Source organism: Kribbella sp. NPDC020701, from assembly GCF_055562215.1.
Genome location: NZ_JBVHFT010000002.1, coordinates 109,363 through 132,474, shown reverse-complemented (window position 1 = coordinate 132,474; position 23,112 = coordinate 109,363). Strand labels below are relative to the sequence as shown.

The window sequence follows — 23,112 nt, the reverse complement described above, 5'->3', positions numbered from 1 at the left end:
CAACCCGCCCGCATCCCGCCTTCGTCTTGAGTCGAAGTTGCGGACCTCCGCCACTCACCAACCCGCGGCCGACGGCTTGGGTGGCGTTCGGCTGAGCGCGCCTATCTCGTGTGGCGGATGGTTGGTGAATGGCGCAGGTCCGCCTATGCCGGAGCGAGGAGGCGGATGATGCTGGCGTGGAGTGTGGCGCTGGCTCGTCTGGCCGGGAGGCGCCCGGCGGCGACCGACTCGCCGGCTGCGTGGCCGAGGGCGACGAGGGCGGTGACCAGCCAGCCGACCGGGAGGTCGCGCGTGATCTCCCCGGCGCGCTGACCGCGGCGGATCAGTCGCTCGAACCGCTCGACCACTGGATCGTGCCGTTCGTCCGGTCCGGCTGGCTGCGGTAGGTGCAGCAGCAGGGGGTGCTGCTCGAAGCTTCGCCACCCCAGGTCGATCAGCTGCAGCAGCGTGTCGAGCGCGGGACCGTGATCGAGGTCGAGGGCGTCGATCGCCTGCAGGGTCTCGCGGGTGAGTTCGTCGACGACGGCGTTCAGCAGCGCGTCGCGGGACGGGAAGTGCGCGTACACCGTCTGCCGTGTGACCCCCGCCGCCTCCGCGACCCGCTCCACACTCGCGTCGATCCGCTCGTCCAGCAGCGTGATCGCCGCGGTCAGGATCGCGGCCCGGCTCCGATCCGCGTCCGCTCGCCGCCGTCGCCGTACCGCCTCATTCTTTGACACCTTGTCAAGGTTAGCCGATGTGTTTATCTTTGACGGTATGTCAGAGTTAAGTGCACGGGAGTTCGTCGCGGAGTTCTTCGACTCGTTCACCCGCGAGGTCGTCGCCGGCGGCGACGCGGCGGCGGTCGTGGACCGGTACTACACGCCGGACGTCGAGCAGATCACCGACGGCGTCACGCTCGACCGGCAGCGTCTGATCGACCATCTGCGGCCGATCCGGAAGAACCTGGTGGCCTGGTCGTACGACGTCCACGAGGCGATGCGCAGCGATGATCGGCTGGCGGCGCGGTTCACCATCCACGCGGAGCTGCGCCGGGGGCGGACGATCGCGACCGAGGTGTACCTGTTCGGCGAACTCGCGCCCGACGGCCGCCTCCGCCGTACGACCCAGGCGACGCGGGATGTGAGCGCATGACGACGACGTTCCGCGTGGCAGGCATGAGCTGCGCGCATTGCGTCCGATTCGTGACCGACGAGCTCGGGGCGGTGCCGGGCGTCGAGTCCGTGGCGGTGGACCTGCCCACGTCAACAGTCACGGTGGTCAGCGATCGGGTCCTCGAGGCGACCGCGATTCGAGCGGCGGTGGAGGCCGCCGGCTACGAGCTTGCCGACTGACCAGTTGCCGCTGGCACCTAGCTTTCAAGCAGAGTGGAAGCCCGCCCCCAGGTGCTGGAGGCGGGCTTGAGGTGCTGTCAGGTCAGCGGACGGTGAATCCGGCCTTGCGGAAGGCGTCGGCGAGGGAGGTCTCGTCCATCGGGGTTTCGGCCGGTGCGTTGCCGCCGCGGTTCTGGCCGCCGCGTCCGCCTTGACCGCCCTGGCTACGACCGCCGGATCCACGGCCACCGCCGCCACCCTGACCACGGCCGCCTTGTCCACCCTGGCCACCGGGGCCGCGGCCGCCCTGGCCGCCTTGACCACCGGGTCCGCGGCCGCCCTGGCCGCCTTGACCACCGGGTCCGCGTCCGCCCTGGCCGCCTTGACCACCCGAGCCTCGGCCGCCTTGGTTGCCGGCTCCGCGGCCGCCGCCGCCGGACGTGCGGGCTCCGGTGCCGGGCTCGTCGTCGAGGCGGAGGGTGAGGGAGATCCGCTGCCGGGGGATGTCGACCTCGAGGACCTTGACCGTGACGATGTCGCCGGGCTTGACCACCTCGCGGGGGTCCTTGACGAAGGTCTTCGACAGGGCGGACACGTGCGCGAGCCCGTCCTGGTGGACGCCGATGTCGATGAACGCGCCGAACGCGGCGACGTTGGTGACCTGGCCTTCCAGCCGCATCCCGGGCTTGAGGTCGGCGATCTTGTCGACGCCCTCGGCGAACACCGCGGTCTTGAACGCCGGCCGCGGGTCCCGGCCGGGCTTCTCGAGCTCGGCCAGGATGTCGGTCACCGTCGGCAGACCGAACATGTCGTCGACGAAGTCCGCCGCGTTCAGCCGCTTCAGGTCCGCCGATCCGATCAGCGACTTCACGTCCTGGCTGGTCGCGTCGAGGATCCGGCGTACGACGGGGTAGGACTCGGGGTGCACGCTGGACGCGTCGAGCGGGTCGTCGCCGTCGGGGATCCGGAGGAAGCCGGCCGCCTGCTCGAACGCCTTCGGGCCGAGCCGCGCGACCTCCTTCAGCGCGGTGCGGGACTTGAACGGACCGTTCTGGTCGCGGTGCAGGACGATGTTGTCGGCCAGGCCCGGCGTGATCCCGGAGACCCGGGTCAGCAGCGGCGCGGACGCGGTGTTCAGGTCGACGCCGACCGCGTTCACACAGTCCTCGACGACCGCGTCGAGCGAGCGGGACAGGGCGTTCTCGGCGAGGTCGTGCTGGTACTGCCCGACGCCGATCGACTTCGGGTCGATCTTGACCAGCTCGGCCAGCGGGTCCTGCAGCCGGCGTGCGATCGAGACCGCGCCACGCAGCGACACGTCCATCCCGGGCAGCTCCTGCGAGGCGAACGCGGACGCCGAGTACACCGATGCGCCGGCCTCCGACACGACCGCCTTGGTCAGCTTGAGCTCGGGGTGCTTGGCGATCAGCTCCGCAGCCAGCTTGTCGGTCTCGCGCGACGCCGTACCGTTGCCGATGGCAATCAGCTCGACGTTGTGCGCGGCGGCCAGCTGGGCCAGGGTCGCGATCGACTTGTCCCACTGGTTCTGCGGGACGTGCGGGTAGATGACGCCGGTGTTGACCACCTTGCCGGTCGCGTCCACGACGGCGACCTTCACGCCGGTCCGGAAGCCCGGGTCGAGGCCCATCGTCGCGCGGGTCCCGGCCGGGGCGGCCAGCAGCAGGTCGCGCAGGTTGGCCGCGAACACCCGGATCGCCTCGTCCTCGGCGACCTGCCGCAGCCGCATCCGCAGGTCGATGCCGAGGTGCACCAGGATCTTCGTCCGCCAGGCCCAGCGGACCGTCTCGACCAGCCACTTGTCGGCCGGGCGGCCCTGGTTCTCCACGCCGACCTTGCGGGCGATGGTCGACTCGTACTCCGTCGGTCCGTCGACCTCGGTCCCGGCCGGGAGCGGCTCGACGGACAGCGTGAGGACGTCCTCCTTCTCGCCGCGGAACATCGCGAGGATCCGGTGCGACGGCATCTTGGTGAACGGCTCGTCGAAGTCGAAGTAGTCCGAGAACTTCGCGCCGTCGGTCTCCTTGCCCTCGCGCACGGCCGACGCGAGCCGGCCCTGCGTCCACATCCGCTCGCGCAGCTCACCGATCAGGTCGGCGTCCTCGGCGAACCGCTCGACCAGGATCGCCCGAGCGCCGTCCAGCGCCGCCTGCGGATCCGGGACCTCCTCGTTGACGAAGACGGCGGCGGCCGCGATCGGCTCGACGTCCGGGTCCGCCATCAGCCCGTCGGCGAGCGGCTCCAGGCCGTTCTCCCGGGCGATCATCGCCTTCGTCCGGCGCTTCGGCTTGAACGGAAGGTAGATGTCCTCGAGCCGCGACTTGGTGTCGGCCGCCAGGATCGAGGCCTTCAGCGCGTCGTCCAGCTTGCCCTGGCTCTCGATCGACTCGAGCACGGTCTGGCGGCGTTCGTCCAGCTCGCGCAGGTACCTCAGGCGTTCCTCGAGCGTGCGCAGCTGCGCGTCGTCGAGCATCCCGGTGACCTCTTTGCGGTACCGCGCGATGAACGGGACCGTCGACCCTTCGTCCAGCAGCGCCACCGCTGCCCGGACCTGGTTCTCGCCGACTTCCAGCTCTTCGGCGATCCGCTGCTCGACCGACTGCACCACCACTGTCCGATTCCCCTCTACCGACAACAAACCCACGGCAACCCGCGCCGCGTGCCCCACATCCTTCCCCATCCCACCCCCCACCCCGAAACCCCATCCCCTCCATCTGTGGACAACCCCCGCCCTCACGCCTCACAACTCGAGGCCTGGCACGGGACCGGTGAGTCGGAGCACACGCAATGCCGATCAGTGAAGTGGGCAGTTCGACAGGAGATATCCGGCAATCGAGCCGGATTCGCGGTGTGCTCAGGCGGGCAGTGGACGGCAGTGGGCGTATACGTCCTGTCGATCTGCGCTTCATTTCGGTGCGCGCCGATCCCCGCTGCCGACGGTGACCCGTGGCACAGGGGAGGACTACTGGCTTGGGAAGCCCTGCGCACCTGGAACGAGAGGTAGATCTCCCCAAGTCTGCCGGCGCCGACCGAGGGCGGTGCTGACACGCCTCCGGACCGGGCCGCGCACCCATGGAAATGATCATCTGGTCCGTGGGATGCGGTACGGCGGACTCGCACGCCGGAGCCCGCCACATGCGACCATCTCCCCGGGGAGGGGATCACATGGGGCAGATCGACCGGTTCGTCGAGCGCACACTCGAACCACCGCGCGGCCCGATGCGGGGGTGGAGCTTGGTGATGGTGGCGGCGCTCGTCGTCCGCGCGGTGCTCCACCGTCGGTTCGAGAATGTGCTGGCGGCCGTCCTCTTCACCGTGGTGCTACTTCCGGCGGCGATCGCGCCCGCTGTGGTCGACCGCATCGGCCGTTGGGAGCGGGCCCATCCGGTGCTGGATTGTTTCGTCGTGTTCGCGGTGATCGGGAGCAGTGGCTTCCTTCTCCTGAGGTACTTCCTGGACCGCAGGCTCAGTGCGGCGATCGCTCTTCCGGTCGGGTCCGGGCTGGCAGTGGTTGGTGTCGTCTGGAGACGGAGCAGGCCACGACCATCGTCGGGTCGGACATGACCGTCTTGGCGCGGGTGGCTTCCGTGCTCAAACACCAGCACGAGACGTTCGCGAGTTGGAGTCTGAGAAGACCCGGTCGGACAGTGCGGCTGTTCGCGCTGGCGATTCTGCTCGTCTGCCTCTACGCGTTACCGGAGGCAGCGGGTTGGCACGACTACCTCTGGGCGACGTGGTCGTTGCTGCTCACGGGCTTTGTTGCCATCGCGCCCACAGGCTTCTACGACGGGCGGTTCGAGCTGTGGACCCGTGAGCACGAAGGGTTGGCATCAGTTCTGGCTGCGGGCTTCGTCGTCTTCCTGGGTCTTCTGATCCTGTCCGATCTCTTCGCAGTACGCACGAGCCTGCTCATAGCCGCAGCGCTAGGTCTTGTGCTGGGTGTATCGAGCCGGCTGAGCGGTCGTCGGCGGCATCGGAACGTCGACGAGGGTTCGGCGTCCGACATGGACGGCGAACCCTCGTCTCGGTAGGTGTCAGGCTGCTTCGAGGGCGAGGTTCTCGTCCGTGTCAGCCTCGGTCGCTTGCTGCCTGGTGGGGCGCATCACCGTGATGGCGATGGCTACCGCGGCGGCGACGATGGCGGCGGCGATCCAGAAGGAGAGGTGGTAGCCGTCGGTCAGGGCCTCGAGGGCGGGCTTGGTGTCGGCGACCGCGGCGGTGCGGGTGGCGGAGAGGGTGGCCAGGATGGCCAGGCCTAGGGCCGCGCCGACCTCGCCCATGGTGCCGATCAGGCCGGACGCCAGGCCGGCGTCCTCGGGCTTGACGTCGGACATCGACAGACCCATCAGTGCGGGGAAGCAGATGCCGCCGCCGAGACCCAGCAGGGCCAGCACCGGGAGTACGTGGACGAAGTAGTTGCCACCCACCGGAGCCTGCGTGAACAGGACCAGACCGACCACGATCAGCGCCAGTCCGGCGATCAGCGGGCGCCGCGGGCCGAACCGCATCACGAGCTTCTCGGAGTACTTCACCGATAGCAGTCCCATCACCACGGTGGTCGGCAGGAACGCCAGTCCGATCTCCAGAGCGTCGTACCCGAGCACTCGCTGCAGGTACAGCGACCCGAGGAAGAAGATGCCGAACATGCCGGACGCGGACAGCGCCTGGATCAGGTTCGCGCCGGTCAGCGTCCGGGACCGGAAGATCCGCAGCGGCACCAGCGGGGTCGCGGCGGTCGCCTCGCGGACGATGAACCCCGCCAGCAGGACCAGCGTCACGACGGCCAGCACCACAGTCTGCCCAGCGGTCCAGCCCAGCTCAGCCGCCGGCTTGACGATCGTGTACACGCCGACCATCAACGCCGCGGTGATCAGCACCGCACCCGGTACGTCGGTCCCGCGGCCCATCCCGAGCCCCTTGTCCTTCTCGATGATCTTGACGGCCAGTACGGCGGTCAGCACACCGATCGGCAGGTTCACGAAGAAGATCCAGTGCCAGCTGATCGCCTGGGTCAGCACGCCGCCGGCGAGCAGACCGATCGACCCACCGGCCGACGCCACGAAGGCGTAGACGCCGATCGCCTTGGCCTGCTCCCGCGGCTCGGGGAACAGCGTCACGATCATGCCCAGGATCACTGCGGAGGTCAGTGCGCCGCCGACACCCTGAACGAACCGGGCGATGACGAGCACCTCCTGCGAGCCGGCCAGACCGCACAGCACAGAGGCGGCGGTGAAGACGATCAGTCCGGCGACGAAGATGTTCCGCCGGCCGAGCAGATCGCCGAGGCGACCGGCCAGCAGGAGCAGACCGCCGAACGCGATCAGGTAGGCGTTCACGACCCACGCCAGCGAGGAGCTGGTGAAGCCGAGGTCGTCCTGGATGGCCGGGAGGGCCACGTTCACCACGGTGACGTCGAGCACGATCATCAACATGCCCGCGCACAGCGTGTAGAGGGCCAGCCAGCGCGAGCGGCCGCCCTGCGCGGCCGGCGAAGTCGCCAAGGTTTCGGTCGTCGCGTACATCTCGGGGTCTCCTTGAGGGTCCGTCGTTTGGGCCTTACACCCTTACGTCGAACTAGGAGGCCTCAGATTGACACGTCGCCGGAACTTTTTTCTGGAGCCCGCCGAACGCGCGAAAGCCAGTACGCCGTGAGCCCCGGAACCAGTCCGGATCCGACCACCAGCAGGGTCGGCACCTGCGACGCGAGCGCGAACCAGGTGAGCAGTAGGACGACTCCACCGGCGACCGGAAGCGGACGACGGAGCAGGAAGAGGTTCGCGGACCGGAAGAGCGACTTCATCGTCGCTGTGTCGTCGGCCTCCGGGAGGACCGCGAGCCCGCTCAGGTAGAGGCCGAGGATCATGCCGGTCAGCGGGATCAGGATCGCGAGCGCGAAGACCCGCACCGGGCCGCCGGAGTACGCCCAGAACGAGATCCCGAACGCGAGCATGACGCCACCGGCGTACAGCCCGAACCCGGACAGCCAGAACCGTCGCATGGCCCAGCCGAACTGCTTGAAGAACCGCCGCATCAGGGCCGGCCGGTCCTGGCTGATCGCATCCGGCAGCACCCGCTGCAGCGCGAAGGCCGCTGGGAACAGCGTGATGATCCCGAAGCCGAGCACCAGGAAGACGAGCTGCAGCATCAGCAGGTCGCCGACCATCGACAGCTTCGCCATCACGCTGTTCGTCCGGCCGGTGCCTCCCTCAGGCTGTGGAACAGCCACCGATCGCCTCCTCGTTGTCTCGTTCCACCCGGGCTGCGTTGATCGTATGATCACGAACAATCACACGCCACCTCATCGGCCAGCGCAGGGGGGACCGCATGCTTGCACCGGAGCGCCACGAGCAGATCCTGCGGAGCCTGCGGCGGCACGGCCGGCTCCGGGTGGCCGAACTGGTCGCCGAGCTCGGCGTCTCCGCGATCACAGTACGCCGGGACCTGGCCGAGCTGGACTCGGCCGGCCTGCTCCGCCGGGTGCACGGCGGCGCGATCGGGACCAGCCCGGCCGGCGCCGGGACGCAGGGCAGTCAGCTCACGATCGGGATCGTCGTACCGAGTGCCGCGTCGTACTACTCCGACGTGATCCGCGGCGCCGAGGCGATGGCCGGCCGGTACGGCGCTCGCCTGGTGCTCGGTGTGTCCGGGTACGACGTGGCGATGGAGCGGGAGCGGATCGACAAAGTGCTCGGGGTCGGGGTGGCCGGGTTGCTGATCAGCACCGCGCTCGGCGATGGCGACACCGACCAGCTCGACTCGCGGCTGGACGACATCGACGTACCCGTGGTGCTGATGGAGCGGGCCTTCGGGTTCCCCCAGGTAGCGCGCGAGTACGACCATGTCCGCACCGATCACGCGTACGGCGCGATGCTGGCGCTGCGGCACTTCGCGGCGCTCGGTCACCGGCGGATCGCGATCAACCTGCAGGCGACCGTGACGGCGCACTGGCTGCGGCGCGGAATCGAGACGGCCGCGTCCGCCCTGGACGTCGACCTCTTCCTGTCTCCCGTGGACCTGCCCGCCGCCGGTGACGACCCGGCCGCCCTCGCGCAGCTCGACGCCTTCCTGGCCGAGTGCGAGTCGTTCGACAGCCGCGCGGTCCTCGTCCACTCCGACGAACACGGCGCCCGCCTCGTCGAACGCGCGATGGAACGCGGCCTCCGCGTCCCCGAGGACCTCGCCGTCATCGCCTACAACGACGTCACGGCCGCGCTGGCCGTCGTACCGCTGACCGCCGTCTGCCCGCCCAAGTTCGCCCTCGGCGAGACCGCCTGCGAACTTCTCCTCCGCAAACTCCAGTCCGGCGCGGCCCCGGTCCAGCACCTCAGCCTCCTCCCCGACCTCAACATCCGCACCTCCTGCGGAGCCCTCCAACCGGCGCTCACCAACCACCTGAGCAGGTAGATTCGGAGATCGCCACCGACGGAGGGTAGGACATGGACTACGGCCAGTTCAGAGCCGAGTACGACCCGGTCTTCGACGTCCTCGACGCGGAGAAGCTCCCACCCTGGCTGCCTGGAGCCGTGACCCGCCTCAAAGAACTCGCGGCAACGATCGACGACCCAGCCGGCCGCCGCTCCGCAGAGAATGACATCGCCGACCTCGAGGGCGTCCTGGCCGAGGGCTCGGACGGCCCGCCGATCTCCCCGGCAATGATGGAAGCGATCCGCGTCCACTCCGCAGCCGGGGCCAACCACGGCACCCCGGCCGAACGCGTCGCCCGAGCCGAAGCCGGCATGACCGCCATCGGCCGCATCGCCGACAACGCCCCACCGACCGAACAAGCATCGATCCTGGACCTCAACGAGTCCCTCTACATGCTGATCCTGGCCCTGGAGCCTGACCGCAGGTGAAAGTCACCAGCTACCTGGGGCTGATGGCGGAGCAGGACCGGGCCGCCGTCCGTGTCTCTGGTGCGCACCATTCGTCCTGGAACCGCCGGTACGGCGTCGCCGCGCCCGAACGCAAGGTGCGTGGAGCGGTCACCTGGGACAACACCATCGAATATAGCGACGAAAAGGTGACGGCTCCGCTCAAGGAGATGTTCGCCAATGCGCGCGTCTACAACCAGGACGCCGAGACGCTGCAGTCGTACCGCGAGGCGGTCAAGACGGTGTTCCACGAGAACACTCACCTCCTCGCGGCCGAGGGCAGCGACCACAAAGACGCGATGGAGGCCTTCAAGGACCCCAGTGTTCGCGCGCTGGAAGAAGGCATCACCGAGGTCCACAGCTACGACAACCTGAATACCTACATCGACGATCTCGGGCTGGAGGACGTCGCACCCGGAATCAAGTCGGCGGCCGCGAACCCGTCGTACCGCCAGTTCACGCCCGCGGCGCGCAGATTCACCGAAGCGATCGGTCGCGAGACCGGTCTGGACTCCGAGGAAGTCGTTCGAAGGCTGTCGGTGGTCAACGCCGAGCAGAAGTTCCGGGTAGCGGCGGAGCTTCTGTACGACAACAGCGACCTCCCAGGGATGGTGCCGGACCAGGAACGGGAGGCCGCGGTCCGGCGGATCGAGACGGCGATGCAGCCGGCCTTCGCCGGTATCGACGATCTCAGCAAGCTGGACGACGAGCAGCTTCGACGGCAGTCCGCCAAGGCGGGTGCGTCCGCGGCGCGGGCAGGCAGGGACGAAGTCTCGAACCTGAAGCAGCAGTGGAGCATGCCGGCGCCGGAGCAGCGGGTTCAGCGGGGAGTCGGGGCGGAGCAGAACCGGAGCAGTCAGCAGGCGCCGGGGCAGGGGCAGGGGCAGACCCAGACTGGGCCGGGGCAGGCGCAGGTCGGTGGACCTCAAGAGCCTGTTCGGAGCGGTGGACCGCAGGGAGCGGCACTGCCGCCGGATGTGGCTGCTGCGGCTCGGGCGGGGCTGAGCGGGGCGAGGCCGCTGACCTCGGCGAGTCGGCTGGCCGCGGATCAGCAGGGCTCCCGGCGTACGACGTCCCCGGCGGGACCCGAGCGCCAGACGCCGAGCCACGAGCGCTGACCGTGGTCTCACTATCGGAATGATCGATTGTGATCATTCGAGCTGTGAGGTATTGACGAGGAAAGCCCTTTCCCATACTTTCGCTGCACTTGGGTAACCCCCAAGGTCCGGCAGCGAAGGAGTTCCCCTGTGAGACGTGGTGTGGGACTGACCTTGCTGGCCGCCGCGGTCAGCGTGGTGGTCAGCAGTTGTGGCAACGGGGTGATCGACAAGAGCACGGACGGGGTCCCGCCGGCCGAGGCCACCGGGACCCTGCGAGTGCTCATCCCGTCCTTCCCGCCCAGTACGAAGGGCCGGGAGGAGTTTCAGAAGGTCGTCGACGACTTCCACAAGACCTATCCGAAGATGAAGGTCGAGCCGGACTTCGCGACGTACAAGAACCTGAACGAGAAACTGTCCACCTCGATCGCCGCGGGTATCCCGTACGACGTGATGGTCACCGGCGTCGGCTGGGTCCAGCCGTTCGCGTCGAAGCGGATCTTCGACGATCTCGGCAAGTACGGCGTGACGCCGGACGTGATCAAGGAGAAGAGCCTCGGCGCGCTGATCCCGGCGGCGACGTACGACGGCAAGCTGTTCGCGTACCCGCTGATCGCCGACACCCGCGCGGTCGCGCTGCGCAAGAGCGCGTTCCGCGAAGCCGGCCTGGACCCGGACAAGCCGCCGACGTCGCTGGCCGACATCAAGGTGGCCGCCGAGAAGCTGACCAAGCGGGACAAGGACGGCAACATCACCCGTAGCGGTTTCGACCTCGCGTCGGCGACCGGCTTCCGGCAGTCGTTCGTGACCTTCCTGGCCTCGACCGGTACGCCGCTCTACGTCGGCGGCGAGCCGAACTTCGACAACAAGGCCGGCCTGGACACGCTGTTGTGGATCAAGTCGATGATCAACAACGTCCAGCCGTACGGCCAGACGAACGCCGCCCAGCAACCCCTCGTGCTCACTGGTGAGGCCGCGATGGGCATCGTGAACGGCGGTGTCGACTGCTCGGACAAGGGCATCGGCCAGAAGAACTGCGACGACCTGAAGTTCTTCCGCTTCAACAGCGGCAAGGAGATCGAGTACACCGGTGGCGACCTGGCCTCGATCGGGTCGCGCAGCCGGCACAAGGACGCGGCCTGGACCTTCATCCAGACCCTGACCAAGCCGGCCACCCTGGACGCGCTCGCCAAGCTGAACAAGAAGATCCCGGCCTACCCGGACGCCAGCAACTCGCCGCAGGCGAAGTCGAACCCGCTGAGCCAGTTCGTCGCCGACGGCCTGGTCTACGCGGTCAACGAGAACGAAGTGCCGTCCAACTGGCTCGAGATGCGCGGCAACTTCGACATCCAGCTCACCCAGGCGGTCCTCGGTCAGAAGGATCCCGCCAAGGTGCTGCACAACCTGGCAGGACAGTCCCGATGAGCACAACTCTTGAACGTCCAGCACTGGACACGCCTCGCAAGGTGACTCCGTCCAAGGACGGCCGGACGCTGATCCGCAGCCAGGTCCGGACCGGGTGGGCCCTGCTGGCCCCCGCGCTGCTGCACTCCGGGATCTTCATCGTGATCCCGGTGATCTCCGTCCTGGTCCTCAGCCTGACCGACTACAGCTTCGGTGACACCTGGTCCTGGGTGGGTTTCGGGAACTACTCCGACCTGTTCCGCGACGTCGACTTCCAGGCGTCGCTGTGGCACACGGTGCTCTACGCGATCGTGGTGATCCCGATCTCGATGGCGATCTCGCTGGCGGTTGCGATCGGGCTGAACCAGAAGATCAAGGGCCTCGGGTTCTTCCGGACCGCGTTCTACATCCCCACGGTGACCGCGACGGTCGCGGTCGCCACCATCTGGCTGTGGATCTACAACCCGGGCTCCGGTCTGGCGAACGGCTTCCTCAGCCTGTTCGGGTTCGCGCCGAACCGCTGGCTGGCCGACCCGGCGACCGCGCTGCCGTCGCTGATGGTGGTCGGCATCTGGCAGGGACTCGGGACCAAGGTGATCATCTACCTGGCCGCGCTGCAGGGCGTCTCCCGCGACCTGCTGGAGTCGGCCGAGCTGGACGGTGCGAGCCGCTGGCAGAAGTTCGCCAACGTCACCTGGCCGGCGATCGGCCCGGTGCAGTTCTTCGTCCTGATCACCTCGATCGTCGGCACCTTCCAGGTGTTCGATCTGGTCTACGTGATGACCCAGGGCGGTCCCGGGTCCGAGACGCGCGTCCTGGTGATGGACATCTACCAGAACGCGTTCCAGGACCTGAAACTCGGCTACGCGTCCGCCGAGACCGTGATCATGATGATCGTGATCGCGCTGTTCATCGGGGTCGGACGCCTGCTCCAGAAGGCGGATGCCAATGACTAGCGCAACGTTGCCGGCGATCGCTTCGAGCAAGCCGTCGGCGCTCCGGCCGGGCCGGATCCTGCTGTACGTCGTCCTGAGCGTCGGCGCGATCCTGATGATCACGCCGTTCGTCTGGATGGTGCTGACCGCGTTCAAGAGCGATCTGGAGATCGCCAAGTTCGGCTGGTTGCCCGGCGAGCTGCGCTGGCACAACTACGTCGAGGCGATGCGGACCGCGCCGTTCCTGCGGTACTTCCGCAACAGCCTGTTCATCGCGGTCGGCGAGACCGCCTTCACCCTCGCGGTGTGCACGATGGCGGGTTACGCGCTGGCGAAACTGCCGCTGCGCGGGTCGAAGGCGCTGCTGAACTACTTCATCCTGATGCTGCTCGTACCGTTCCAGATCATCCTGGTGCCGCTGTTCCTGATCGTGAAGTCGATCCCGCTGTTCGGCGGCAACAACATCCTCGGCCAGGGCGGCATCGGCTGGCTGAACTCGTGGTGGGGCCTGATCATCCCGCTCGGCGCGGCGCCGCTGTTCACCTTCCTGGCCCGGCAGTTCTACGTCACGGTGCCGAACGAGCTGGCCCAGGCGGCCCGGGTCGACGGGCTCGGAGAGTTCGGGATCTTCTGGCGCATCGCGACGCCGCTGATCAAGCCGGCCCTGATCACGATCGCGGTGTTCCAGATCGAGGCGGCCTGGAACGGATTCCTCTGGCCGCTGATGATCACCACGTCGGACTCGATGCGGCCGTTGCAGCTGGGGCTGGCGATCTTCTCGCAGAACCCGGCCGAGATCCAGTGGCCCTACCTGATGGCCGGTACGGCGCTCGCGACCCTGCCGATGATCGTGCTGTTCGTGTTCGCCCAGAAGCGGTTCGTCGAAGGAATGGCGAACGTGGGCATCAAGGGCTGACGCGCCCTGAAACCTCGAACAGGTGCTCACCCCGCCCCGGGTGAGCACCTGCGAGGCCCCCCACAACACGCGGTGGTCCCGAAGAAACACCGGAGCGTCCCGCTAGGCCCCCCTGCCGGGTCGCTCACCCGTTTATCGGCCTGGTGTGGCCGCCGTTACAGCATTCGTGAGGTTTTTTCGCGCGTTCCCGAAATGATTTCTCCAAGACCTTGCCGAATTACCTCATTGTGGCTACTTCACGCGCCTGCCGCACGACCCTCGGTAGGCGGTTAGCTGAGGTGGATGCGTACGACGTGGTGGACTATCGGGGTGAGGTCCGTGCTGCCGAGGAGTTCCAGGGCGTTGGTCGCGCGGAGGGTGGCCAGGCCGTGGATGTTGGTCCAGAGGGCGATGGCGCGGTCGTGGGCGTCGGCGGGTCGGACCTGGGCGACGAGGTCGATGACGGTCTGGAACAGGGGGAGTGAGGTCGCGCGGAGGTTTCCGCCGGCGCCGGCCAGCAGGTCGTGGCGGAACAACAGTTCGAACATCCCCGGTCGCTCGGCGGCGAACTCCAGGTAGCGGACTGCGGCCCCGATCAACTGGTCCTCGGCCTGCCCGTCGCCGGCTGACTTGAGGCGGCCGGCGAGGTCGGCGAGGCCGGTTGCGGCGATGGCGGCCAGCAGGGCGTTGTGCGTGGGAAAGTACCGCCGCGGTGCGCCGTGGGAAACCCCGGTGCGCCGGGTGATGGCGCGCAGCGTGAGGTTGCCGAGACCCTCCTCCTCGAGCAGGTCGACGCCGGCCTGGACGAGGCGGTCGCGCAGTGGAGTGCTGGTCACGTAGACATTGTCTGCGCCGACAGACCCTTTTGCACATCAAGCGTTTGGCCCGGCGCATGGTTAAGATGCTCTCCGTGACTGCCGGGTCGGCCTTGGGCCATGCACGAGTTGGGTGCCCGGGCGCGTTCTGAGCGCCGGGAGGGCCGTTCGCGGCCCACCTTCGTTTCTCTCTGTCTGCAGGATTTTCCAGCCACGACTGACGAGAGAAGCGAACACTGAACGATTTCACCGAACAGCTCATCAAGGAATTCCGCGCGAACGACGGCCAGGTCGGCGGCCCGTTCGAGGATGCCAGGTTGTTGCTACTGACAACCACCGGCGCCCGCTCGGGCCGGCCGCACACCACCATCCTGGGTTACTACCCGGACGGCGCCCGTACGCTCGTCGTCGGCTCGGCCGGCGGCAGTCCCAAACACCCGGACTGGTACCACAACCTGCTCGCCCGTCCAGAGGCCACCGTCGAGACCGGCCTTTTCACCTATCCAGCCAAGGCCGTCGTACTGCGCGGTCCGGAACGCGACGACGTCTTCGGGCGACTCGTCGAGGCGAATGCGGGGTGGGGCGATTACCAAACGCGCACCACCCGGGTCATCCCCGTCGTCGCGCTCGTCCCGGAGCCCGGTCTCCCTGGCGGAGGCGGCTCGCTCGCGGACCTGCTTGTCCGCATCCACCTGAGCTTCCGCCGGGAACTCGCCTTGATCCGCAAGGAAGTCGCGACCTCTGGCACCCTCGGCGCTCAGCTCCGCGTCAACTGCCTCACGATGTGCCAGGGTCTCCACTATCACCACACCGGCGAGTCCACTGGCCTGTTCCCCGGAATCGTCGCCCAGCACCCGGAGTTGTCCGAGCTCATCGCCGCACTGAACGCCGAGCACGAGCAGATCGCCGTACTGCTGAAGGAGCTCGAACAGCTGGTCTCGACGCCCGCGCCCGACCTGCCGCCCAAGGTCGACCGCCTCATCGCGCTCCTGACCGCCCACCTCGACCGCGAGGAGGCCGAACTCCTGCCACACCTCTGACCGTCGGCGAGCCCTTGCGCCGGGCCGGACACCGGGAACATGATCCCGCCACTGACATCGGTGAGGGTCGAGGCCTTGGAAGCATCAGCGCCGTCGTACGACGAGTTCCTGGAGGCCGGCCGGGCTGCGCTGTCACGCGGAGCCTGGTCGGCCGCCCGCTCCCAGTTCGAGCGGGCGGTCGGGCTCGCGACGACACCCGAGGCCCTCGAGGGACTGAGCTGGGCGACCTGGTGGCTCGAGGACGTCCAGGCCTGCCTGGACGCACGTGAGCAGTCGTACCGCCTGTACCGGCTGGCCGGCGACGCGCGGTCCGCGGCCCGGATGGCGTTGTGGCTCGGCGACGACCACAACGAGTTTCAGGGTGCTGATGCGGTGGCCGAGGGCTGGTTCAACCGGGCCACTCGGCTGCTCGACGGTCTGGAACCCTGCCCGGAACTCGGCTGGCTCCGGGTGTTCGACGCTCATGCCGCGCTCGGTCGCCACGACACCGGTCGCGCGCGGGAGCTCGCCGTACAGGCTCAGGAGCTGGGTCGCCGGCATCAGGCCGTCGATCTGGAGATGTTCAGCCTGGCCACCGAAGGACTTGCCCTGGTGGAGGAGGGCGCCGTCGAGCAGGGGATGCGGTGTCTCGACGAGGCGACGGCGGCCGCGCTCGGTGGGGAGTACGAGAATCTCGCACCGGCGGCGTGGACGTGTTGCCGGTTGATCTCGGCGTGCGAGGAGATCCGCGACTACGAGCGCGGCGCGCAATGGTGCCGGCAGGTGCAGGAGTTCAGCCGGCGCATGGAGGCACGGTTCGTCACTGGCGTATGCCGGGCGCACTACGCGGCGATTCTCGGGTGGCATGGCGACTGGAACGGGGCCGAGCTGGAGCTGACCGAAGCGCAGCAGGACCTCACCGCGAACCGCCCGTACTGGCGTGCCGAAGCCGTCGTCCGCCTGGCTGAGCTGCGCCGTCGGCAGGGGCGGTCCGATGAAGCGGAGGCGCTCTTCAACGAGGTGCCGTGGCATTCGCTGGCGAAGCGCGGTCTGGCTGAGCTGAGCCTCGATCGGGGCGATCCGGCCGCCGCTCGGGATGTACTGGCGCGAATGCTGCGGCGGATCCCGCGGGGCTCGGTCAGCCGGGCCTGGCCGCTCGAACTCCTGGTACGGGCGGATGCGGCCCTGGGTGACGACGAGGCGGCTGCGGTCCACCTCGCCGAGTTCTGTTCGATCGCTGCGGCACTGGGGACGCGACCACTCCGGGGGGCAGCACGGTGTGCGGAGGGCGTCCACGCTGCGGCGGGCGGTGAGCACGAGAAGGCCTGCGTGTGCTTCGAGGATGCGGTCGAGTTGTACGACGGCCTAGCGCCGTACGAGGCCGGGCACACCCGGTTGGAACTCGCCCGGAGTCTGCTCGCGCTCGGCCGTACCGACGCAGCTCGGCGGGAAGCCCGTACGGCGCTCACGGCGATTCCCGTGCCGAGCCGGAACGAGGCGGCGTTGCTGACCACGCTCGATCTGCACGGCAACACGGTGCTGAGCGCCCGACAACTGGACGTACTGCGATTGATCGCGAGCGGTCTCGGCGACCGGGAGATCGCCGGCCAGTTGGTGATCAGCGAGCACACAGTGCATCGGCATGTCGCCAACATCTACACCCGGTTGGGCTGTTCGACGCGGGCGGCGGCGGTGTCCCAAGCCACGCAGCTCGGGCTGCTGTAGCGGGATGGCCTGTTCAGGCGATGCGGGCAAGACGTGGTCCGGCTGATGCTGGCGGACATGGAGCAGCTGGAGCAGTACAAGGACTCAGTGCGGACGACCTGGGCTACCGGGGATTACGACGCGATGATGCGCCAGGAGGGGTTGTACGAGGTCGGACCGCGGTTGGTGCAGGCAATCGCCGTACAGCCTGGTGAGGACGTACTGGATGTGGCCTGCGGGACCGGGAACGCGACGATCCCGGCCGCCCGGACCGGTGCTCGGGTGACCGGGCTCGATCTCACCCCGGCCATGCTCGCCAGGGCTCGGGAGCGTGCGGCGGGTGTCGCGGTCGAGTGGGTCGAGGGGGATGCGGAGGATCTTCCCTTCCCGGACGCGAGCTTCGACGTGGTGCTGTCGACCTTCGGGTGCATTTTCGCGCCGCGGCACGAGGTCGTCGCCGACGAGATCGCCCGAGTGTTGCGACCGGGCGGCCGGCTGGGGGTGTGCGCGTGGACGCCGGAGGGGTCGATCGGCGAGTTCTTCCGGGTGGTCGGCGGGCACGTGCCGCCGAGTCCGGAGTACGTCGATCCGCCGCTGACCTGGGGATCCGAGGAGCCGGTGCGTGAGCTGTTCGAGGGCACTGGGATCGAGCTGGAGTTCAGTCGCGAGGAGTGCGTGATCCACCATGCGTCACCGGCAGCCGCGGTCGAGTGCTACGCAACCCAGTTCGGCCCCGTGGTCCGCACCCGCGAGGCGTTAGGCGATCAATGGCCGGCCCTGCGCGACGACCTGCTCGCCCTCTTCGAGCGATACACCACAACCGAGGTACTACTCCCTGCCGAGTACCTCGTCATCCAAGGCCTCAAGTCAGCCCAGACCACGTAGCAGGTCGAGGTCGTGGTGGTCTTTTGGTCTGAGGTTGTAGCCCTGGTGGGTGTGGAGTTGGGTTTCGAGGGGCATGCACCGGACCGGCTGGCCGCCGATGTGTCCGTGTGCTGGTGGTGGGATGTAGTAGGTGTTGCCGTCGAAGTCGGTCTGCTCGGTGCCGCCGCCCGCGACCGGCGTACTGGGGTGCAGGTCCACTCGATGGCCTTCGAAGTGAGTGAGTTGCACGGTCACCTGCACGAATCGCTCGTCCGTGACGGCGTACCCGACCTCATCCAAGACCTTGATTACCGTCTGCAGATGGGGCCGGGCTACTCCCAGGTCGAGGTCGCCGTGCTCGCGGGTCTGCCGACCCACCAGTGCGTCCACGCCCCAACCGCCGTCGACCCACACGTCAAGCCCGCGAGCAGTCAGGAGCTCCACCAACTCGAGCACCTGCTCCGCCGTCATCATGCCTGCCTTCCTATCAACACTCTCACTCGTTGTGGAGGACCTCGGCGATGGTGGTGTGCGCCGCGGAACGGGCCGGTAGGTACGCACCGATGGCAGAGATGAGGATGCCGGCGAGCACCAGCAGAGCCAGGAGATAAACGGGGTAGACGTGGAGCATGAAGGACGGAATCGCCACCTGAGCCCCGTTGGCCATGGCAGGAACCACCAGGCGGTGGGCCAATATCCCCAGCGGGATGCCAAGGAGACCGCCCAGAGCGCCGAGCGCGGCCATCGAGGTGACGACCATGGTGGTGACCTGGCCGGGCGTCATACCGATCGACTTGAGCATTCCGAGGTCACGGCGACGCTCCCGCGTGTTCAGTACGACGGTGTTGAAGACACCCAGTGCAGCCACGGTTCCCAGCATCAGTGTGAGCAGGATGACCGTCGCCAGGACGATCGCAACGAAAGTCCCCGCGTCCTGCCCCGGCGTCTCCTGCAGCCCTGAGTCTCCGGCCAGCACTGCCTTGACATAGGCATCCAGATCCGTTCCCGGCTTGAGGTTGATCTCGTACAGGTTAGCCCGCCGATCAGGTGCCACCAGAGCGAGTGTCTGCCAGTTCGACAACACCTCGTCGCCCGAGTTGTACAGCGCCTTCCCGACGATCTGCGCCCGCACAGTCTTCCCCTGCGCCTGCAAGGTGATCGTGTCGCCGACAGCAAGCCCACGCTGGCGCAGGAACCGCTCCGACACCACCACCTGCCCCGGACCGTCGAACCACTTCCCGTCGAGAATCCGATACCCGAGCTCCGTGAAGTCCCCGCGATAGAACGACACCCGCAGATCGGTCTTCGTCCCGGCCAACCGCATGTCGAGGTCAGCGCTCGCCGTCACCGACGCCGCGCCCGGAGTGGAGCGCAGCAGCGCCTCATCGTCCGCATCGCTCAGCTTGGCAACCGGTGGCGCGTCAGGATCGTTCGGCGCCGGCCCGCCTTCCGCCATCCCCGCGAAGATCGTCAGATCGACCGCATCGACCCGGCTCGCGGCAGTCTGGTACGTCGTCAGCGACTTCCCGAGCCCGACCGCCAGAGTCACGCTCGTGACACCCAGTACGACGGCTGCCAGCGTCAACGCCGTACGCGCGGGCCGCGCAAACGGCAGCCCGAGCCCAAGGCTGACCGACCGCGGCAACCGAGTCCCACTCAGCCACCGCTGCACCCGCAGCCCACGCCCGGCCCGTGGTGCGCTCCCCGCACTGATTGCCTCAGCAGCCGACAGACTCCGCGCCCGCAGCGCAGGCAACAGAGCAGACAGCGCCACCAGAGCAGGTACGCCGAGCAGCGCAGCCACGTCCACCCAGATCGGTACGCCGACTCCCTCTGCGCCGTAGTTCTCGAAAGCCCTGGTCAGCAAGGAAGTTGCGAGCACATTGCCCAGCACGATGCCGATGGCACACCCGACGATCGCAGGGATGGACACCATCGCCAGATAGACCGTCATCACCTGCGTAGGTGTGAACCCCAGCGCCTTGAGTACGCCGATGTGCTTGAAGCCGGCCACCACCGCACCACTGACCACGTTGGCCACTATCAGTACGGCGACCGCCAGTCCTAGCCAGCCGAACACCATCAAGAACGGCACAAACGTGCTCGGTTCGCCGGAAGCGAGTGCTCGCAGTGCAAGGTAGGACTGCGTGCCCACCAGTGCACCGGACGGCAGACCGGCTGTCACTGCGGACTGTCCGGCCGAGACTTGCGCGTTGGTCGCGGCCTGGGTGAACCGGTAGAGCATCTGCGTGGACGTCGGCTTCAACGCAGTCATCTGTGCGGGCGTCACCCATGCATCGGCCGACTGACTCACGCTGTACGCGAACCCGACGACGGTCAGCTCCTGGCCGCCGGACAGGGTGATGGTCGAGTTCAGCGACGGAGTACCACGCCCACTGGACTCGGTCGGGTTCCGGTTCAGCACGATCTCGCCCGGCTTGTCCGCCCAGCGTCCCTTCCACACGTTGAGGCGGTCGACCGGCCCATTGGGGTCCGCACGTCCCACAGTCACCAGGGACATCGGGATCCCCATCATCCGCGACGTACTCAGGTCGAGCGTCGCTTGGGCGAACGGTCCAGCCACATCCGCGGCACTCTGGGCTGCCTGCGTGAGCTGGGCATCGCTGACTTTGTTCCGGTCGTACGACGCCGCCAGGTGTGCACCGCTCTGCCGCGAGTACGCCTGGTCGAAGGGCCCGCTCGAGGCCGCCAGCAGTCCGAGCGCCACGACGATCATCGTGGTGGAGAGCAGAACGACCACGCCGATCACCACGGTCTGCATCCGGCGTCGGCGTACGGCCGCCCGCGATACCGGCCACACGGCGCTCACGGCGTACGCTCCAGGCTGCGCTCTCCGGCGATCTGCCCGTCGACGAAGTCGATCACGCGGCTGGCGCAGCGGGTCGCGAGTTGCTGGTCGTGGGTCACCAGGAGCAGCGTCTGGCCGATCTGGTTGAGGTCCAGCAGCAGATCCATCACTTGCTCGCCGGCCCGGGTGTCCAGGGCGCCGGTGGGTTCGTCGGCCAGCAGGACCGCGGGGCGGTTCATCAGCGCCCGGGCTACGGCGACACGTTGTCGCTCGCCGCCACTGAGCTGGGCCGGATAGACGTTCCGGCGCCCGGCGATGCCGAGTTCATCGAAGAGTTCGAGGGCGCGCGTGCGGGCGTTCGAGGCCGACGTACCGGTCAGCTGCGCGGCCAGGGCGACGTTGTCGAGGGCCGACAGGTCGTCGAGCAGGTTGAAGAACTGAAAGATCATGCCGATCCGCCGGCGCCGGTACAGCGCGAGACCCTTCTCGTCCAGCGCGCCCAGGTCGTCGCCGTGCACCACGATCGAACCGGCCGTCGGCCGGTCCAGTCCGGCCACCATGCTGAGCAGGGTGGACTTGCCGCTGCCGGACGGCCCCATCACCGCGACTGCCTCGCCGGCCCGGATCTCCAGCGACACTCCGTCCAGTGCGACGGAATCGCCGTACTCCTTGCGTACGGCGGTGAGCCGTACGACCGCCTGTCCGTTGCCTTCGTCATCCGTCATGTGTTCACGCTAGGACCGGTCACGCGCGCTGGGCGTCAGCCTGCCGGCGTACTGTCCGCGCCCGGTCATCCTGGAGATGTACGGTGTGCCCCCGGCGGATGATGCGGAATCGCGAATGCCTTTGGGACAGTGGTTGGTGTGATCACAGTCTGGCTGCTCGTCGCCGTGCTGGCCTGCCTGGCCGCCATAGCGCTCGCAGTGGCCCTCATCCGGGCGCGACGCGCGCACGCCCGCGCACTGGAGGAACGCGGGTGGTTGCTCGAGCGCGAGCGGGAGAGCGCCGCGCGGAACGCAGTCGACGCCGAACGGGCCCGGATAGCCCACGATCTGCACGACATCGTCAGTCATAACGTCAGCGTCATGGTGATCCAGGCCGGAGCTGCGCGACACGTGCTCGAGACCGAGCCGGACCAGGCCGAGTCCGCACTGCTCGCGGTCGAGGCTGCCGGCCGCGACACGATGGCCGAGCTGCGGCATCTGCTCGGTCTGCTCGCACCACAGGCCGGTGGTGAAGAGGATGAGCAGTTGGCGCCGCAACCGAGTCTGCGCCGACTGAGTCCGCTGATCGACCGGATTGCGTTCGCCGGGCTGCCGGTGGAGGTACGGATCTCGGGGGAGCCCCGGCCACTTCCGGCCGGCGTCGACGTCACGGCGTACCGGATCATTCAGGAGGCGCTGACCAATGCGCTCAAGCACGGCGACGGGGTGAAGGCCGAGGTGACGGTGCGGTACGCCGACCATGCGCTGCGGGTGGAGATCCTCAACACAGGCCCGAGCATCCTGACCGGTGGACGTTCACCGGTAGCCGGTGGCGAGGGGCGCGGACTGCTGGGGTTGCGGCAGCGGGTGGCCGTGTACGGCGGTGACCTCGATGCGCGGCGTCGATTGGGCGGTGGGTTCCGGGTGCGCGCCAAGATCCCGCTGGAGCGACCATGACTCGGGTCGTGATCGCAGATGATCAGGCTCTCGTGCGGACCGGGTTCCGGATGATCCTGACCGCGCGTGGCATCGAGGTTCTCGGAGAGGCCGCCGACGGGGTGGAGGCCGTCGAAGCGGTGCGCCGGCTGCGACCTGACGTCGTACTCATGGACATCCGGATGCCCACCATGGACGGCCTGGAGGCGACCCGCCGCATCCTCGCCGAGCCGACGGACTGCAAAGTCCTCATGCTCACCACGTTCGACCTGGACCGCTATGTGTACGCCGCTCTGTCCGCCGGAGCCAGCGGGTTCCTGCTGAAGGACGTCACCCCTGAGCACCTGGCCGCAGCGGTCCGGCTGGTCACCACGGGCGACGCTCTGCTCGCTCCCTCGATCACACGCCGTCTGGTCGAACGGTTCGCCGTACCCGCCCCTGCCCAGCCCGCGGTCCATCGCGACCTAGCCGTTCTGACGCCACGGGAGCTCGAAGTCCTGACTCTGATGGGCCATGGGCTGTCGAACGCCGAGCTCGCCACCGAGCTCACGCTGAGTGAGGCGACGGTCAAGACCCACGTCGCCCGGATCTTCGCCAAGCTGAGCCTCCGCGACCGCGCGCAGGCCGTCGTACTGGCGTACGAAACCGGCCTGGTCTCGCCAGGTGACCGCTGACGGCTCTACCATTGCCCGTTGCCTGCCGCATCAATTAGATTCCGGCATTCGCGG

Annotated in this window: 23 protein-coding genes; 15 read left to right on the top strand and 8 right to left on the bottom strand. The window is 68.1% G+C overall.

Annotation, left to right across the window (positions count from 1 at the left end; translation table 11 throughout):
• Positions 1-143: 143 nt before the first annotated feature.
• On the bottom strand, positions 144-719 hold the full coding sequence (locus tag ACZ3HV_RS04005; RefSeq protein WP_465680679.1) for a TetR/AcrR family transcriptional regulator: 576 nt from the start codon (positions 717-719) through the stop codon (positions 144-146).
• A gap of 37 nt (positions 720-756) precedes the next feature.
• On the opposite strand from ACZ3HV_RS04005, the gene ACZ3HV_RS04000 reads away from it, so the two are divergent.
• Positions 757-1,134, top strand: a complete 378-nt coding sequence (locus tag ACZ3HV_RS04000; protein WP_465680677.1) for a nuclear transport factor 2 family protein — start codon at positions 757-759, stop codon at positions 1,132-1,134.
• Entirely contained in the window at positions 1,131-1,334 is a 204-nt protein-coding gene (locus tag ACZ3HV_RS03995) for a heavy-metal-associated domain-containing protein (RefSeq protein ID WP_465680675.1), read from the top strand. The genes ACZ3HV_RS04000 and ACZ3HV_RS03995 overlap by 4 nt, the downstream gene beginning before the upstream one ends.
• An 82-nt stretch (positions 1,335-1,416) precedes the next feature.
• On the opposite strand, the gene ACZ3HV_RS03990 is transcribed toward ACZ3HV_RS03995, so the two are convergent.
• Positions 1,417-4,011 (bottom strand): Tex family protein, encoded by a 2,595-nt coding sequence (locus ACZ3HV_RS03990; protein WP_465680673.1) that lies wholly within the window; start codon positions 4,009-4,011, stop codon positions 1,417-1,419.
• Positions 4,012-4,496: 485 nt separating this feature from the next.
• Between ACZ3HV_RS03990 and ACZ3HV_RS03985 the strand changes: the two genes are divergently transcribed.
• Both ACZ3HV_RS03985 and ACZ3HV_RS03980 read left to right on the top strand, forming a co-directional pair.
• Positions 4,497-4,895 (top strand): hypothetical protein, encoded by a 399-nt coding sequence (locus tag ACZ3HV_RS03985; RefSeq protein ID WP_465680671.1) that lies wholly within the window; start codon positions 4,497-4,499, stop codon positions 4,893-4,895.
• Entirely contained in the window at positions 4,892-5,362 is a 471-nt protein-coding gene (locus tag ACZ3HV_RS03980) for a hypothetical protein (RefSeq protein WP_465680669.1), read from the top strand. The genes ACZ3HV_RS03985 and ACZ3HV_RS03980 overlap by 4 nt, the downstream gene beginning before the upstream one ends.
• Before the next feature lie 3 nt (positions 5,363-5,365).
• Here the strand turns inward: ACZ3HV_RS03980 and ACZ3HV_RS03975 are convergent, their stop codons facing one another.
• Both ACZ3HV_RS03975 and ACZ3HV_RS03970 read right to left on the bottom strand, forming a co-directional pair.
• Entirely contained in the window at positions 5,366-6,853 is a 1,488-nt protein-coding gene (locus tag ACZ3HV_RS03975) for a DHA2 family efflux MFS transporter permease subunit (RefSeq protein WP_465680667.1), read from the bottom strand.
• Between the two features lie 62 nt (positions 6,854-6,915).
• Positions 6,916-7,557, bottom strand: a complete 642-nt coding sequence (locus ACZ3HV_RS03970; protein WP_465680665.1) for a DUF624 domain-containing protein — start codon at positions 7,555-7,557, stop codon at positions 6,916-6,918.
• Between the two features lie 98 nt (positions 7,558-7,655).
• Here ACZ3HV_RS03970 and ACZ3HV_RS03965 point away from each other — a divergent pair, with 98 nt between their 5' ends.
• From ACZ3HV_RS03965 to ACZ3HV_RS03940, 6 genes are all read left to right on the top strand, one after another.
• Positions 7,656-8,735, top strand: a complete 1,080-nt coding sequence (locus tag ACZ3HV_RS03965; protein WP_465680663.1) for a LacI family DNA-binding transcriptional regulator — start codon at positions 7,656-7,658, stop codon at positions 8,733-8,735.
• A gap of 32 nt (positions 8,736-8,767) precedes the next feature.
• Positions 8,768-9,184 (top strand): hypothetical protein, encoded by a 417-nt coding sequence (locus ACZ3HV_RS03960; protein WP_465680661.1) that lies wholly within the window; start codon positions 8,768-8,770, stop codon positions 9,182-9,184.
• On the top strand, positions 9,181-10,320 hold the full coding sequence (locus tag ACZ3HV_RS03955; RefSeq protein ID WP_465680659.1) for a hypothetical protein: 1,140 nt from the start codon (positions 9,181-9,183) through the stop codon (positions 10,318-10,320). Before ACZ3HV_RS03960 ends, ACZ3HV_RS03955 begins: the two co-directional genes overlap by 4 nt.
• A gap of 129 nt (positions 10,321-10,449) precedes the next feature.
• Positions 10,450-11,724, top strand: coding sequence for an extracellular solute-binding protein (locus tag ACZ3HV_RS03950; RefSeq protein ID WP_465680657.1), 1,275 nt, complete (start codon positions 10,450-10,452; stop codon positions 11,722-11,724).
• Positions 11,721-12,659, top strand: a complete 939-nt coding sequence (locus ACZ3HV_RS03945) for a carbohydrate ABC transporter permease (protein ID WP_360364876.1) — start codon at positions 11,721-11,723, stop codon at positions 12,657-12,659. The genes ACZ3HV_RS03950 and ACZ3HV_RS03945 overlap by 4 nt, the downstream gene beginning before the upstream one ends.
• A complete protein-coding gene (locus tag ACZ3HV_RS03940; RefSeq protein ID WP_465680655.1) occupies positions 12,652-13,554 on the top strand; it encodes a carbohydrate ABC transporter permease in 903 nt (300 codons plus the stop codon). The genes ACZ3HV_RS03945 and ACZ3HV_RS03940 overlap by 8 nt, the downstream gene beginning before the upstream one ends.
• 269 nt (positions 13,555-13,823) lie before the next feature.
• On the opposite strand, the gene ACZ3HV_RS03935 is transcribed toward ACZ3HV_RS03940, so the two are convergent.
• A complete protein-coding gene (locus tag ACZ3HV_RS03935; RefSeq protein WP_465680653.1) occupies positions 13,824-14,369 on the bottom strand; it encodes a TetR/AcrR family transcriptional regulator in 546 nt (181 codons plus the stop codon).
• A gap of 215 nt (positions 14,370-14,584) precedes the next feature.
• Between ACZ3HV_RS03935 and ACZ3HV_RS03930 the strand changes: the two genes are divergently transcribed.
• The 3 genes from ACZ3HV_RS03930 (at position 14,585) to ACZ3HV_RS03920 (ending at position 17,956) form a co-directional block, all read left to right on the top strand.
• Positions 14,585-15,388 (top strand): nitroreductase/quinone reductase family protein, encoded by an 804-nt coding sequence (locus ACZ3HV_RS03930; RefSeq protein WP_465681695.1) that lies wholly within the window; start codon positions 14,585-14,587, stop codon positions 15,386-15,388.
• Between the two features lie 75 nt (positions 15,389-15,463).
• Positions 15,464-17,092 (top strand): helix-turn-helix transcriptional regulator, encoded by a 1,629-nt coding sequence (locus ACZ3HV_RS03925; protein WP_465680651.1) that lies wholly within the window; start codon positions 15,464-15,466, stop codon positions 17,090-17,092.
• 57 nt (positions 17,093-17,149) lie between these two features.
• On the top strand, positions 17,150-17,956 hold the full coding sequence (locus ACZ3HV_RS03920; protein WP_465680649.1) for a methyltransferase domain-containing protein: 807 nt from the start codon (positions 17,150-17,152) through the stop codon (positions 17,954-17,956).
• On the opposite strand, the gene ACZ3HV_RS03915 is transcribed toward ACZ3HV_RS03920, so the two are convergent.
• From ACZ3HV_RS03915 to ACZ3HV_RS03905, 3 genes are read right to left on the bottom strand one after another with little or no spacing between them, the layout of a single operon-like run.
• On the bottom strand, positions 17,939-18,409 hold the full coding sequence (locus ACZ3HV_RS03915) for a nucleotidyltransferase domain-containing protein (protein ID WP_465680647.1): 471 nt from the start codon (positions 18,407-18,409) through the stop codon (positions 17,939-17,941). The genes ACZ3HV_RS03920 and ACZ3HV_RS03915 overlap by 18 nt on opposite strands.
• Positions 18,410-18,431: 22 nt before the next feature.
• Positions 18,432-20,765, bottom strand: coding sequence for an ABC transporter permease (locus ACZ3HV_RS03910; protein ID WP_465680645.1), 2,334 nt, complete (start codon positions 20,763-20,765; stop codon positions 18,432-18,434).
• Positions 20,762-21,469 (bottom strand): ABC transporter ATP-binding protein, encoded by a 708-nt coding sequence (locus ACZ3HV_RS03905; protein WP_465680643.1) that lies wholly within the window; start codon positions 21,467-21,469, stop codon positions 20,762-20,764. The genes ACZ3HV_RS03910 and ACZ3HV_RS03905 overlap by 4 nt, the downstream gene beginning before the upstream one ends.
• A gap of 138 nt (positions 21,470-21,607) precedes the next feature.
• Here ACZ3HV_RS03905 and ACZ3HV_RS03900 point away from each other — a divergent pair, with 138 nt between their 5' ends.
• Complete coding sequence (locus ACZ3HV_RS03900) at positions 21,608-22,405, top strand: sensor histidine kinase (protein ID WP_465680642.1); 798 nt, start codon at positions 21,608-21,610, stop codon at positions 22,403-22,405.
• A complete protein-coding gene (locus ACZ3HV_RS03895) occupies positions 22,402-23,058 on the top strand; it encodes a response regulator (protein WP_465680641.1) in 657 nt (218 codons plus the stop codon). Before ACZ3HV_RS03900 ends, ACZ3HV_RS03895 begins: the two co-directional genes overlap by 4 nt.
• The last annotated feature ends 54 nt before the right edge of the window (positions 23,059-23,112 follow it).